Annotated in this window: 12 protein-coding genes; 10 read left to right on the forward strand and 2 right to left on the reverse strand. The window is 74.9% G+C overall.

Annotated features, from left to right (window positions below):
* Positions 1–254 precede the first annotated feature (254 nt).
* The 4 genes from DQ238_RS07860 to DQ238_RS07875 all read left to right on the forward strand — a co-directional run bounded on the left by DQ238_RS07860 (position 255) and on the right by DQ238_RS07875 (position 6405).
* Positions 255–1889: a methyl-accepting chemotaxis protein gene (locus tag DQ238_RS07860; RefSeq protein WP_113780723.1), complete on the forward strand. Its 1635-nt coding sequence runs from the start codon at positions 255–257 to the stop codon at positions 1887–1889.
* 278 nt (positions 1890–2167) lie between these two features.
* Entirely contained in the window at positions 2168–4645 is a 2478-nt protein-coding gene (locus DQ238_RS07865) for a chemotaxis protein CheW (protein WP_113780724.1), read from the forward strand.
* A 1-nt stretch (position 4646) separates the two neighbouring features.
* The gene (locus DQ238_RS07870) at positions 4647–5108 is read left to right on the forward strand and encodes a chemotaxis protein CheW (RefSeq protein ID WP_113780725.1); all 462 of its coding nucleotides are present in this window, start codon (positions 4647–4649) and stop codon (positions 5106–5108) included.
* A gap of 427 nt (positions 5109–5535) precedes the next feature.
* Positions 5536–6405 carry a hypothetical protein gene (locus DQ238_RS07875; RefSeq protein ID WP_113780726.1) on the forward strand — a complete coding sequence of 290 codons (870 nt, stop codon included), beginning with the start codon at positions 5536–5538 and terminating at the stop codon, positions 6403–6405.
* Between the two features lie 92 nt (positions 6406–6497).
* On the opposite strand, the gene DQ238_RS07880 is transcribed toward DQ238_RS07875, so the two are convergent.
* Positions 6498–7679 (reverse strand): glucose-1-phosphate adenylyltransferase family protein, encoded by a 1182-nt coding sequence (locus tag DQ238_RS07880; RefSeq protein ID WP_113780727.1) that lies wholly within the window; start codon positions 7677–7679, stop codon positions 6498–6500.
* A gap of 46 nt (positions 7680–7725) precedes the next feature.
* Complete coding sequence (locus DQ238_RS07885; RefSeq protein ID WP_158550731.1) at positions 7726–9384, reverse strand: bifunctional diguanylate cyclase/phosphodiesterase; 1659 nt, start codon at positions 9382–9384, stop codon at positions 7726–7728.
* A gap of 420 nt (positions 9385–9804) precedes the next feature.
* Here DQ238_RS07885 and DQ238_RS07890 point away from each other — a divergent pair, with 420 nt between their 5' ends.
* From DQ238_RS07890 to DQ238_RS07915, 6 genes are read left to right on the forward strand one after another with little or no spacing between them, the layout of a single operon-like run.
* Positions 9805–10923: a chemotaxis response regulator protein-glutamate methylesterase gene (locus tag DQ238_RS07890; RefSeq protein ID WP_113780729.1), complete on the forward strand. Its 1119-nt coding sequence runs from the start codon at positions 9805–9807 to the stop codon at positions 10921–10923.
* Positions 10920–11744: a protein-glutamate O-methyltransferase CheR gene (locus tag DQ238_RS07895; protein WP_113780730.1), complete on the forward strand. Its 825-nt coding sequence runs from the start codon at positions 10920–10922 to the stop codon at positions 11742–11744. Before DQ238_RS07890 ends, DQ238_RS07895 begins: the two co-directional genes overlap by 4 nt.
* 13 nt (positions 11745–11757) lie before the next feature.
* Positions 11758–12129: a response regulator gene (locus DQ238_RS07900; protein WP_233495802.1), complete on the forward strand. Its 372-nt coding sequence runs from the start codon at positions 11758–11760 to the stop codon at positions 12127–12129.
* Positions 12126–12614 (forward strand): chemotaxis protein CheX, encoded by a 489-nt coding sequence (locus DQ238_RS07905; protein ID WP_113780732.1) that lies wholly within the window; start codon positions 12126–12128, stop codon positions 12612–12614. Before DQ238_RS07900 ends, DQ238_RS07905 begins: the two co-directional genes overlap by 4 nt.
* Entirely contained in the window at positions 12611–12973 is a 363-nt protein-coding gene (locus tag DQ238_RS07910) for a response regulator (RefSeq protein ID WP_113780733.1), read from the forward strand. The genes DQ238_RS07905 and DQ238_RS07910 overlap by 4 nt, the downstream gene beginning before the upstream one ends.
* Entirely contained in the window at positions 12970–13470 is a 501-nt protein-coding gene (locus DQ238_RS07915; protein ID WP_113780734.1) for a hypothetical protein, read from the forward strand. The genes DQ238_RS07910 and DQ238_RS07915 overlap by 4 nt, the downstream gene beginning before the upstream one ends.
* Positions 13471–13582 lie beyond the last annotated feature (112 nt).

A 13582-nucleotide genomic window follows, 5' to 3' on the forward strand; every position in this document is an offset into this window, starting at 1 on the left:
TCGCATTTCCAAGGAGGGCTCCCGAGTGCCGTTCACGGCGCCATGTCGACATCTTCGATGCGATGGCCCACCATTTTTGCGCGGCCATTCCGACACGCCTCCCGACGCGTCGACGGCGGCCCGGTGCACCTTTATTTTTCCGCATGCGGCGCCTGTGGTCTCCGAGCCGGGTGAACCAGTTCCCGGCGCGTGACGCCGCCCATTTCCACCGACCGGTCGAACCGAGAGCCGAAGAAGGGCAAGGAGCACACGGCATGACTGAGAGCCCGAGAGCACCTCGACGGAGTCGCCACATCGGCGTCCGCGGCAAGATCCTCGCGGTCGGCGCCGCCGGCATGGCCGCCACCCTCGCGCTGGGCGGGTTCGGCATCGCCGGGCTGGGCGACGCGGGAGCGACCCTGGACGAGATCAACTCGCTGGAGACCGCGCTGGGCCATGCCCAGCGGATGGAGTACTACAACGCCGACCTGAGCGGCTGGCAGGTGTCCTACGCCTGGGACGTGCGCCTCTACGGGGCGCCCGCGGCGGTCGACGAGAACAGCCACCACCGGACCGGCTTCCGTGACCTGAGCGAGCAGTTGCTCGGCGACCTGGACGTGATGGCCGCAGATCCGCTGACCGCCGACGAGGCCGCCGCGCGCGACGAGATCGAGAGCCTCTACGGGGACTTCCTCGAGACCGACGACCAGATCGTCGCCCTCTACGCCCAGGACACACCGGCCACCACGGCCGCGGCCGACAAGCTGCTGATGGAGGGCAGCTGGCCCATCTACTTCGACATCATCGACGCCACCACGCAGCTGAAGGACTCCCTCGGCAAGCGGGTCGAGGCCGCTAAGGCGGCCGCCGCGGACGCCCAGGAGCGGACCACCCGCATCATGATCGCCGTCATCGTCCTCAGCGCGCTGCTGGTGCTGGGGATCGCTCTGGCCGTGGCTCGGCGCATCATCCGCCCGCTCTCCGCGGTGATGTCGGTGGCCACCGCTCTGTCGGTCGGCGACCTGACCCGGGTCAGCGGCGTCCAGCAGGACGACGAGGTCGGTCGCACGGCAGCGGCCCTCGACCTCGCCGTCGGCAACCTGCGGGAGGTGATGGCGTCGGTGGTGTCGTCGGCGGACGCGGTGGCGGCGTCGTCCCAGGAGTTGTCGGCGTCGTCGGGTCAGATCGCTGCGTCTGCGGACGAGACCGCTGCGCAGTCGTCGGTGGTGTCCGGTGCCGCGGGCGAGGTGGCCGGCAGCGTGCAGACCGTGGCGGCCGGAGCCGAGCAGATGGGGGCGTCGATCCGGGAGATCGCCTCCAACGCCACAGCCGCCGCGCAGGTGGCCACGCGGGCGGTCACGGCGGTCGAGGAGACCTCCGCGGCCGTGACCAAGTTGGGGGTCTCCTCGACGGAGATCGGGGACGTGGTCAAGGTGATCACCTCGATCGCCGAGCAGACCAACCTGCTGGCGCTCAACGCCACCATCGAGGCGGCGCGGGCAGGGGAGGCGGGCAAGGGCTTCGCCGTGGTGGCCAACGAGGTCAAGGAGCTGGCCCAGGAGACGGCCAAGGCGACCGAGGACATCGCCCGCCGGGTGCAGTCCATCCAGGGGGACACCAGTGCGGCGGTGACCGCGATCGGGGAGATCTCCGGCATCGTCACCCAGATCTCCGACCGGCAGGCCACCATCGCCAGCGCCGTGGAGGAGCAGACCGCCACGACCAGCGAGATGGCCCGCTCGGCCGCCGAGGCCGCGGCCTCCACCGGGCAGATCACCGACAACATCGCGGCCGTGTCCTCCGGGGCGTCGTCGACCACCCAGGCGCTCACCCAGGCACGCACCTCCGTCGAGGAGCTCTCCCGGATGGCCGCCGACCTGCGCGGCAGCGTCGCCCGCTTCACCTACTGACCGCACTCCCGGAGCCGGGTCCCCACCCGGCTCCGGGACCGAGCAGGACCAGCCGATCGAGCCCCGGTCCAGGGCGTGCCGCACGGCGGGCGCGGCGAGGAGCGCGGTCGAGGCCGTGGCGACGGCTGCCGCGGAGGCCGCCACCGCGCAGCAGCCGCGCGACCTGGTCGCGCGGCCCGAGGAGGTGGACCCGGCGCCCTCGCCTTCACACCGGGCCGGGCCTGCCGATGACAGACCGAGAGGCCCGGACGCCGGGCAGGACGAGGGAGAGAGCATCCGTGGACGGTCTGGACGACATCGTCGAGGAGTTCCTGGTCGAGAGCCACGAGAACCTCGACCAGCTGGACACCGACCTGGTCGCCCTCGAGCAGGAGCCCGACTCGCGCGAGCGGCTGTCGAGCATCTTCCGCACGATCCACACGATCAAGGGCACCAGTGGCTTCCTGGCCTTCTCCCGGCTGGAGGAGGTCACCCACGTCGGGGAGAACATGCTGTCCCGGCTGCGGGACGGCGAGCTGGCGCTGACCCCGCACCGGACCAGCGTGCTGCTGCAGATGGTCGACACCGTCCGCGCGCTGCTCGCCTCCATCGAGGCGACCGGCGGTGAGGGCTCGGTGGACGTCTCCGCCGTGGTCGCGGCCATCAGCGCCGCGATGGACGACGCCCCGGCCGCGGCGCCCGCCCCCGCCGTCGAGCCCGCCCCCGCCGCCGGTGACGCGGAGGACGCCGTCCCGCCCGCCCCCGCCGCCGGTGACGCGGAGGACGCCGTCCCCGAGGCCGTTCCCGAGGCCGCCGTCGACGCGGAGGCCGCCGCCTCCGAGGACGCCGACCCCGAGGCCGCCGTCCCGACCCCCGCCGTCCCGACCGCCGAGGCTCCGGCGCCACCCACGGCGCCGGCCCCACGACCCGAGCCCGCGGTCGAGCCCGCCGACCTGCACGACGGCGACGCCGCCCCCGCCGCCGACAGCGGCGGCCGGCAGTCCCGGCGGGCGGTCGCCGACAGCACCATCCGGGTCGACGTCGACCTGCTCGACGAGCTGATGCTGCTGGTCGGCGAGCTGGTGCTGACCCGCAACCAGATCGTCCAGTACGTCGGCCGCTCCAACGACACCGACCTGGTACGCGCCTCGCAGCGGCTCAACCTCATCGCCAGCGAGCTGCAGGAGGGCGTCATGAAGACGCGCATGCAGCCGATCGACCACATCTGGTCCAAGCTGCCGCGCGTCGTCCGCGACCTGGGCCTGCAGCTGCAGAAGTCCATCCGCCTCGAGATGGAGGGCCGCGACACCGAGCTGGACAAGACGCTGCTCGAGGCGGTCAAGGACCCGCTGACCCACCTGGTCCGCAACTCCGTCGACCACGGCGTCGAGGCCCCCGAGGCCCGCCGGGCCGCCGGCAAGCCGACCGAGGGCGTGCTCACCCTCCGCGCCAAGCACGAGAGCGGCCAGGTCGTGGTCGAGGTCGCCGACGACGGCGCCGGCATCGACCCGGCCAAGGTCGGCGCCAAGGCCGTCGAGCGGGGACTGATCACCGCCGACGCGCTCGCCCGGATGAACCCGCAGGACGTCCTGCAGCTGATCTTCCTGCCCGGCTTCTCCACGGCCGCGGCGGTCACCAACGTCTCCGGCCGCGGCGTCGGCATGGACGTCGTCAAGACCAACATCGAGTCCATCGGCGGCACCATCGAGGTCGAGTCGGTCCCCGGGCACGGCACCTGCACCCGGTTGCGCATCCCGCTGACGCTGGCCATCGTCCCGGCGCTGACCGTCGAGTGCGCCGGCGACCGCTACGCCATCCCGCAGATCAGCCTGCAGGAGCTGGTCGCCCTGGACGCCGAGAAGGCGGCCACCGCCGTCGAGGAGGTCGGCGGCGCGCCGGTGTACCGGCTGCGCGGCGAGCTGCTCCCGCTGGTCCGGCTCACCGACGTCCTCGGGTTGACCTCCGAGCGGCACGACGGGCACGTCGTCATCGCCGTCCTCCGCTCGGAGGGCCGCCGCTTCGGCCTCGTCGTCGACCGCGTCATCAACACCGAGGAGATCGTGGTCAAGGCCGTCGGCGGCCAGCTCAAGGCGATCGGGTTGTACTCGGGCGCGACCGTCCTGGGCGACGGCACCGTGGCGCTCATCCTCGACGTGCAGGCCCTGGCCCGGCGTGCCCTGCGCACCGAGACCACCGAGCGCCAGGAGTCCCGCGAGGCCGCGCTGCGGGCCGCGGCGAGCGAGGCCGAGCGCCAGCGGATGCTGCTGGCCGCCATCGGCGGCGGCCGCCGCGTCGCGATCCCGCTGGACACCGTCACCCGCCTGGAGCAGGTGCGCGCCGAGTCGGTGGAGCGGGTCGGCAACCGGGAGGTCGTGCAGTACCGCGGCGCGATCCTGCCGATCGTCCGGCTCGACCGACACCTGGGCGCCTACGGCGAGACCGACCGCGAGGTCCTCGAGGTCATCGTCTACACCGACCGCGGACGCAGCGTGGCGATCGCGGTCGAGGAGATCCTCGACATCGTCGACGGCGAGGCGGCGATCCGCAGCGACATCGACGACCTGGGCCTGCTCGGCTCGGCGGTGCTCGGCGACAAGGTGACCGAGCTGCTCGACGTCCGCGCCGCGATCCTCGCCGCCGACCCGGCGTTCTATTCGGCCCACCCCTCCGCCCTCGCCCACCCCTCCGCCCTCGCCCACCCCTCCGCCCTCGCCCACCCCTCCGCCCTCGCGACCACGACGCCGGACGGCGTCCCCGGCTCCCTCCTGGAGGTCTGACATGGCCACCACCACCAGGCCCGCCGACAGCGGGGCCCCCGCCATCGGCGGCCAGCTGGCCACCTTCTGGCTCGACGGCGACCTGTACGGCGTCGAGGTGGCGCACGTGCAGGAGGTGCTGCGCAGCCAGGGGCTGACCCGGGTGCCCCTCGCCCCCGTCGCCGTCGCCGGCCTGATCAACCTGCGCGGGCAGGTGGTGACCGCGATCGAGCTGCGCCAGCGGCTGGGCCGGCCGCCGCGGCCCGAGGGCACCGACGCCGTCGTGATCGTCGTCCGGCTGCACGGGGAGGCGGTCAGCCTGCTCGTCGACGCCATCGCCGACGTCGTCGACGTCGACCCGGCCGACTTCGAGGCCCCGCCGGACACCCTCGACGGCTCGGCGCGCGAGCTCATCCGCGGCGCGTTCAAGCTCGACGGGCAGCTGCTGCTGGCCCTCGACGTCCACAAGGCCGTGAGCGCCTGAGAGGCCCCTGCCCCTGCCCCCACGCCTTGCACGCTCGGCGCGGGTCCGGCAGGAGGCCGGGCGCGGCCGGACTTCCCCGGCGGCCGACGGCCCGACCCGACGTGACCCCCGGCTGCGCCGCAGCCGGGGGTCACGTCGTCTGTCCGGGCCACGGCGCGACGCTCCCGGCGTCCTCCCGGGGCCACGGCGCGACCCTTCCGCCGCCCGACCCACGGCGCCCGGACCCCCCGACCTCGGCGATCCGGGGTCACCCGGCGGTGGGGGAGCCGTGACCGCGCCCAGCAACTCTCCGTGGCCGTCCCATGGTCGAGAGGTGATGGGCGCGCAGGCCGCCGCCGGCTCCCCTCCGGCGAACGAGTGAGGGCCGCGTAGCGCCCTCCCGACGGCGCGGTCAGCATGGCGGCACCTACGTCTTGGGGGAGACGCCGTGCCCTACTCGCTGGTCAGTGCCGCCACTCTCGGCTTCGACCTGGTCCGGCTGCCGGCCGGCCGCGCGGTCGCCGATGTCCTGCTCGCTGGCCTGGCCGCCGACGCGGCGGCGCTCGAACAGCTCGCCGCGGTCCACCCGGCCACGGGCGGGGACCGGGCGGAGCGGGCGGCGCTCGCGGTCCGGTCGCGCCGGGCCCGCGAACTGGCCGCCGCCGCCCCGCAGCTGCGCACCTGCGTCGGCGCCGACCGCGCCGCCGTCCTCGTCGCGCAGCTCGAGCGCAGCACCATCGGGGACGCCGCCGCCGTGGAGCGGGTGCTGCGCGAGGACGTGCTCGGCCCCGAGCACCCCGCCGTGGCCCTGGTGGACGACGCGACGCGCGCCGCGGCCGCCGACGTCCTGGCCGACGCCGCGGTGGGCGCCTGGGCCGCCGAGGTGCTCCCGCCGCTGGTCCACCGCCAGCTGACCGGCCCCTTCACCGCCGCTGCCGGCGCGGGTCTGCCGACCACGCCCGAGCTCGACCTCGGCCCCGCGACCGGTGAGCTCACCGAGCTGCTGGCCGGGCTGCGGGCGCTGGACGCCGCGGGCCGGGCCCGGTGGCTGGCCGCCGTCGACCGGGGTCGGGCCGAGCGCCGGCCGTGGGCGGCGGCGATGCACGAGGCCTGCTGGGCCGCGCACGTCTCGGGGCGCACCCGCACCCTGGCCACCGCGCAGCTGCTCGCCGTCCGGGCCTTCCTGGACGGCGGCTTCACCGCCGCCGACGGCGCCGCGGGTGCGTGGAACGCGGTGGCCGGCTGCGTGCAGGGAATCGCCGTGGCCGACCTGCTCGGCGCCGACGCGCTCGCCGTGCTGCTGGCGCCGAGGGGCTGACCGCCGCCGACCTTCCCGGGCATGGGAAGCGATACGTGCGTCCTGGGGCTCGAAACGCAGGTATCGCTTCCCATACCCGGGGGGGGGCAGGGTCAGTCCTCGTCGGGGTCGGGCAGCCGGGCGCCCGCCTTCACCTGGGCGCCGGCCTCGACGGTGGCCCGCCGGCCGACCAGGGTGATCTCGCCGTCCCCGCCGACCGCGGCCCGCTCGCCGACCTCCACGCCGTCGTCGAGGACGGCCCGGGTCACCGTGGCCCCGGCGCGCACGCGCACCCCGGGCAACAGCACCGAGTCGACCACGGTGGCCCCGGCTTCCACGACGACGCCGGGGGAGAGCACCGAGCCGCTCACCTGGCCGGCCACCCGGGTGCCGCCGGAGACCAGGCTGTCCTCCACCTCCGCGCCGCGCAGCACGCGGGCCGCGCTGTGCAGGCCGCCGCGGGTGTGCACCGGCCAACGCGGGTCGTCGAGGTCCAGCGGCGGCTCGGCGGAGCGGAACTCCTGGTGGGCCTGCCAGTAGGCGGGCACCGTGCCCACGTCGCGCCAGTAGCCGCGCAGCGGGTGCGCCCGGGCCAGCCCGTCGCGGGTCTGCGCGGGCAGCAGGTGGCTGCCGAGGTCGGCCAGGCCCTCGTCGCCGACCTCCGCGCTCAGGGCGTCGAGCCGGTCGAGGGTCGGGCCGGGGGAGAAGACGAACACCTCGTTGGTCGCCGTCGTGGTGCGCGGCTGCTCGGGCTTGTAGGCGTAGTCGGTGACCCGGCCGCCGTCGCCGACCTCGACGATCCCGTAGCGCGGGGCGTCGTCCTCGGCGACCTCGGTGGTCACCATCGTGACCTCCGCGCCGGACTCCAGGTGCTCGTCGGCCACCTCCCGGTAGTCGAGCTTGTAGACCGCGTCGGAGCTGACCACGACCAGCGCGTCGGGGTCGAACTGGCGGACCAGCGGCGCGTACCGCCACAGCGAGTCGGCGGTGCCCGAGACCCACCCGCCGCGCTCGCTGCCCTGGTAGGGCGGCAGGGTCAGCAGGCCGCCGTCCATGTGGTCGAGGTCCCAGGGCTGGCCGTTGGCCAGGTGCTGCGACAGCGACGTGGGGTTGTACTGCACCGACACCCACACGTCGCCGATGTACGAGTGCTGGCAGTTGCTCAGCGGGAAGTCGATCAGCCGGTACACCCCGGCGAACGGGACGGCGGGCTTGGCGCGCTGCTCGGTGAGCAGCTCCAGGCGGCCGCCGGCGCCGCCGGCGAGGACGAGGGCGAGGACACGGGGGAGCGCCATGGCACCGGGCTACCCGGGCCGCGGGCGGGTCACCCCCTGGGCCCGGTCAGGCTCTGCGTCCGTCCGCGGCACCGGCCTGGACGGGGGCCGCCGGCGCTCGACCGCCGTCCCGGCCCGGCGCAGGAGCCCGGGGCGGCGCGGCCAGGAGGTCGGCGACCGCGGCCACCCGGGCCGGGACGTCGTCCGCCGGCTCCGGCCGGCCCAGCCAGTAGCCCTGCGCCTCGTCGCAGCCGAAGGCGGCCAGCTGCCCCCAGGTCCGCCGGGTCTCCACGCCCTCCGCGACCACCCGCAGCCCCAGGTGGTGGGCCAGGGCGATGGTGCTCCGGACGATCGCCCGGTCGTTGCCGTCGAGCTCCATGGTGGAGACGAACGAGCGGTCGATCTTGAGCGTGTCCACCGGGAGGCGGCTGAGGTAGGACAGCGACGCGTGCCCGGTGCCGTAGTCGTCGACCGACAGGCGCAACCCCAGTCCGCGCAGCCGGGCGAGCACCCGCACCGCCCGGTCGGGGTCCTTCATCGCGGCGCTCTCGGTGATCTCCAGCTCCAGGGACGACGGGGGCAGCCCGTGGGCGCCCAGGAGGCCGGCGACCCGGTCGGGGAGCTCCTCGTCGAGCAGGCTGCGGGCGGAGAGGTTGACCGAGACGGCCAGCGACAGCCCCTGGTCGGCCCACCGCCGGCAGTCGGCGAGGGCCTGCTCGAGCACGGCGTCGGTGAGCGGCCGGATCAGGCCGGTCGCCTCGGCCAGGCCGATGAACTCCCCGGGCAGCACGGTCCCGCGGCGGGGGTGCTGCCACCGGACGAGCGCCTCCACGGCCCGCACCCGGCCGCCGGCGAGGCCGACCCGCGGCTGGTAGTGCACCCGCAGGTCGCCGGCGCCGATGGCGCGGCGCAGCTCGCCGAAGAGGGCCAGCTGGGCGGCGTCGGACCGCTCGAGGCCCGGGGACCAGCCGACCACCCCGGACCGCTCGGCCTTGGCGGCGTACATGGCCACGTCGGCCGCGCGCAGCAGGTCGTCGGCGCCGTCGCGGCTGGAGACGACACCGACGCTGCCGTCGACCTCGAGGACCGCACCGTCGACGTCGAAGGGACGGCGCAGCGCGGCCAGCAGCGCGGTGGTGAGCTGCCCGGTCGCGGCGTCGTCGCGGCCGCGCAGCAGGACGGCGAACTCGTCGCCGCCGAGCCGGGCCAGCACCGTGTCGGGCGGTAGCTCCCCGGTGAGCCGGGTGGCCACGGCGCGCAGCAGCGCGTCGCCGACGGCGTGGCCCAGGACGTCGTTGACCTCCTTGAACCGGTCGAGGTCGAGGAGCACCACCGTGGTGTCCGGGCCCCCGGCGGCCGTGTCGGCCAGCGCGGACGCCAGCTCCCCGGCCAGCCCGGGGCGGTTGAGCAGCGCGGTGAGGTCGTCGGTGCGCGCGCGGACCCGCAGCTCCTCCTCGGCCTGCGCGCGCTGGCGGAACTGCGCCTTGAGCTCGGCGGCCCGCCGGGCTCCGAAGACGGCCATGAACACGTGGGAGACGGCCAGGAGCAGCACGACGTGGTCGAGCGGCACCGCGCGGTGCTGCGCGGACCAGCCCGCCAGCCGGGCCGGGAGGTCCCATGCCACGCTGGCGGCGGCCACCAGCACGGTGAGGACGGCGACCAGCGCCGCCTCACGGGACACCCGGGCCCGCAGGTCGACGAGCACGTCGACTGGTCGGTTCGTCACGGTCCTCCCCCTGGTGCGGACGACGGTCGTCGGCCCGGCCCGCCGACGCCTCCCCGGTGTGGACGACGGCCGTCGGCGCGGTCCCGGTCGCATCGGCCCGGCCCGCCGCCGCCTTGAGGCCGGAACCGGGACCCGACCCCGACGAGGGATGCCCGGGGCCGTGTCCGGGGGTGCGCTGTCCGGTGGCGCGCTCACGACGGATCGCCGTCCCGCCGACGGCACCGGCAGGCGGCTCGGTCGTGCGCCATCTGCTGGGCTCCCGTCAAGCCCCGCGCCCGCCGTGCCGAGAACTCCCGTGACGGGGCGCCGGTGTGCGACCCCACCCACGCGGGACGGCCGGTCCCGCTCAAGCGGAGCGCTCGGCTGCCGATACCAGAGGACAACAGCTCGCCTGCCGGTGGGCAGGCGCCAGGAGGACGCATGGACCCGATCCGGGTGATGGTCGTCGACGACTCGGTGGTCGTCCGCAAGATCGTGACCGACGTCCTCTCGGAGGACCCGGCGATCGAGGTGGTGGGCACCGCGATCAACGGCCGGATCGCGCTGGGCAAGCTGGCCCAGCTCGAGCCGGACCTGCTCACGATGGACATCGAGATGCCGGAGATGAACGGCATCGAGGCGGTGCGGGCCATCCGGGCGGGAGTGGGCGGGTCGAGGCGCAGCCGCGTGCCGGTCATCATGTTCAGCACGCTCACCGAGCGGGGTGCGGCGGCGACCCTCGACGCGCTCTCCTCGGGCGCGAACGACTACGTGACCAAGCCGGCCAACGTGGGCAGCGTCGCCCAGTCGATGGAGAGCGTGCGCGCGCAACTCATCCCCAAGATCAAGGCCCTCACCGGCCGCCCGGCCGGCTCCGCCCGGGTCGCCGCACCCCCGCCCGCCCCCGTCCGCCCGCCGGCGCCCCGCTCCGGCGCGGTCAAGCAGCCCGCCGTCCTGGTCATCGGCTCCTCGACCGGCGGCCCGGAGGCCCTGGCCAAGGTGTTGCCGGTGCTGCCGGCGAGCCTGCCCGTGCCGGTCCTGCTGGTGCAGCACATGCCGCCGGTGTTCACCCGGCAGTTCGCCCAGCGGCTCGACCGGCTGTGCCCGTTGCGCGTGGTCGAGGCCGTCGACGGCACCCCGCTGGCGCCGGGCACGGTGCACCTGGCGCCGGGGGACCACCACTTGACCGTCCGCAGCACCGGCCGCGGGCTGCAGACCGCCCTGGACCAGCGGCCGCCGGAGAACTTCTGCCGCCCCGCCGTCGACCCGCTGTTCCGCTCGGCTGTCGACGCCTACGACGGCGCCGTCCTCGGTGTGGTCCTCACCGGCATGGGCTCCGACGGCCGCATCGGCGCCGGCGCCGTCCGCGAGGCCGGCGGCGCCGTCGTCGTGCAGGACCAGGCGACGTCGGTGGTCTGGGGCATGCCCGGCGTGGTGGCCTCGGCCGGCCTGGCCGACGAGGTCCTCCCGCTGGAGCGGATCCCCGAGGCGATCTCCCGGCGGCTGGGCGCCGCCCGCGCCACCGCCTCCGTCCCGGCGACCGCGGGAGGCAGGCGATGACCCTCACCGCGACCGGCTTCGACTGGGTCCGCCAGCTGGTGCACCGGGAGAGCGCGATCGTGCTCACCCCGGGCAAGGAGTACCTGGTGGAGGCCCGGCTCTTGCCCATCGCCCGCCAGATGGGCCTGCCCGACGTCGGCCGGCTGGTCGACTCGGTGCGCAGCCGCCCCAGCCCCGAGTCCACCCGCAGGATCGTCGAGGCGCTCACCACCAACGAGACCTCGTGGTTCCGGGACGGCGACCCGTTCACCGCCCTGACCTCGACGGTGCTGCCCGTGCTGCTGGCCGCCCGCGGCCCCGCCGAACGGCTGCAGATCTGGTCGGCGGCCTGCTCCAGCGGGCAGGAGCCGTACACGATCGCGATGCTGCTGGAGGACGCCCTGCCCAACGCGGCGGCGCGCGTCTCGATCACCGCGACCGACATCTCCCGCGAGATGGTCGAGCGCACCCGCGCCGGCCGGTTCAGCCAGCTGGAGGTCAACCGCGGGCTGCCCGCGCCGATGCTGGTCCGGCACTTCACCCGGGCCGGCAGCGAGTGGGAGATCGCGCCCGCCCTGCGGCGGATGGTGACCGCCGGCGAGTGCAACCTGGCCGCGCCGTTCCCGCGGATGGGCCCGTTCGACGTGGTCTACCTGCGCAACGTCCTCATCTACTTCGACCTGCCGACCAAGCAGGCGATCCTCCACCGGGTCCGCGCGCTGATGCGCCCCGACGGATGGCTGTTCCTCGGCGCCGCGGAGACGACCCTCGGCGTCGACGACTCCTGGGAGCGGGTCGTCATCGGCCGCAGCTCCGCCTACCGCCCGCTGAAGGGGGCCTGACGTGCGTGCACTGGTGATCGACGACTCACGCGCCATGCGGCGCATCGTGAGCGGGACCCTGGAGGGCTTCGGCTACGAGACGCGCCAGGCCGGCCACGGCCAGGAGGCGCTCGACGTGCTGCACGAGGGCTGGGTGCCCGAGCTGTGCACGATCGACTGGAACATGCCGGTGATGGACGGGCTGGAGTTCGTCTCCGCCGTCCGCGCCAACCCCGCCTGGCGGGCGGTGACCCTGGTGATGGTCACCTCCGAGAGCGAGCACGGGCAGATCGTGCGCGCCCTCGCCGCCGGCGCGCACGAGTACGTCCTCAAGCCGTTCACCGCCGACGCACTCCACGACAAGCTCGCGCTGCTCGGCCTGCTGCCGCAGGAGGTGGCGCGGTGAGCGCGCCGGTCGTCACCGAGCTGCTCGACGAGGGCACCGTCGCGGAGATCGCCGAGCAGGCGTGGGCCGCGCTCGTCGGCGAGGAGGAGGTCCTCGTCCCCCTGCCGGGGGAGCCGCCCACCGACCCGGTCAGCTCCTGGGTCGAGGTCGTCGGCCCCTGGACCGGCGCCGTCGTCCTGACCTGCGGCCGGGACACCGCCGAGCAGCTGGCCCGCGCCCTGCTGGGCGAGCACGCCCCGGAGGTGGTCGACGGCGAGGACGTCGTCGACGCGCTGGGCGAGCTGGCCAACGTGGTCGGCGGCAACGTCAAGGCCCTCCTCCCCGCACCGTCCGTCCTCGGCCTGCCCGAGGTCGGGGCCGCGCCGAGCCCCGGCTCGCCGGCCGACACCTGCCGCGTCGACCTCCTGTGGCGCGGCCAGCCGCTGACCATCTCCGTCCAGGGGTGCGCCCTGGACCTCACGGAAGAGAACGGAGTGTCCCTGTGAAGATCCTGGTCGCCGACGACAGCCGCGTCATGCGGCAGATCGTCATCCGCACCCTGCGGCAGGCCGGTTACGACGACCACGACGTCGTCGAGGCCGAGGACGGCCGCGACGCCTACGACAAGGTCCACGCCGAGAAACCGGACCTGGTGCTGTCGGACTGGAACATGCCGAACATGAGCGGGCTGGAGTGCCTGCAGGCGCTGCGCTCGGCCGGCTCCGGCGTCCCGTTCGGCTTCGTCACCTCCGAGGGCTCGGCGGAGATGCGGGAGAAGGCGGCGGACGCCGGCGCCCTGTTCCTCATCGCCAAGCCGTTCACCGAGGAGACCTTCCGGGACGCCCTCGACGGGGTGCTCTCGTGACCGCGCCGCTGTCGGTCGCCCTGCCGGCGCCCAAGGACGTCCGGGACATGCTCACCGGCCTGGTGGGCAAGCCGGTCGGCGTGGCGCCCGGCGCGCCGGTCACCCCGACCGACCGGTCGCCGGTCTCGGTGGCCGTGTACGTGTCGCCGTCCATGGACGTCAACGCGCTGTGCGTCATGGACCTGGGCCTGTCGGCCTACACCGGCGGCGCGCTGGCGCTGCTGCCCCTCGGTGGGGTGCAGGACGCCGTCGAGGAGGACGGCGAGCTGACCGCCATGCTCACCGAGGCCCTGCACGAGGTCGTCAACGTGCTCTCCGCGCTGTTCAACGTGCCGGGTGCGCCGCACTCCAAGCTGCACGCGCTCTACGCCCCGGGCGAGGACCTGCCCGGCGACGTCGCCGGCATGCTGGCCGCCTTCAACCGGCTCGACCTGACCGTCGAGATCCCCGGTTACGGCAAGGGCGCCCTCTCGCTGGTGGTCCCCTCGGGGGCCTGACCGCAGCTGCCCCGGGACGGCGCGGCACCGCCCCGCCGTCCCGGGCGCACTCCACGACGACGGCCCCGGGGCACCCACCCCGGGGCCGTCGTCGCACTCCGCCAGGTCCTGT

It is taken from the genome of Geodermatophilus sp. TF02-6, assembly GCF_003319115.1.
Taxonomy (GTDB): Bacteria; Actinomycetota; Actinomycetes; order Mycobacteriales; family Geodermatophilaceae; genus Geodermatophilus.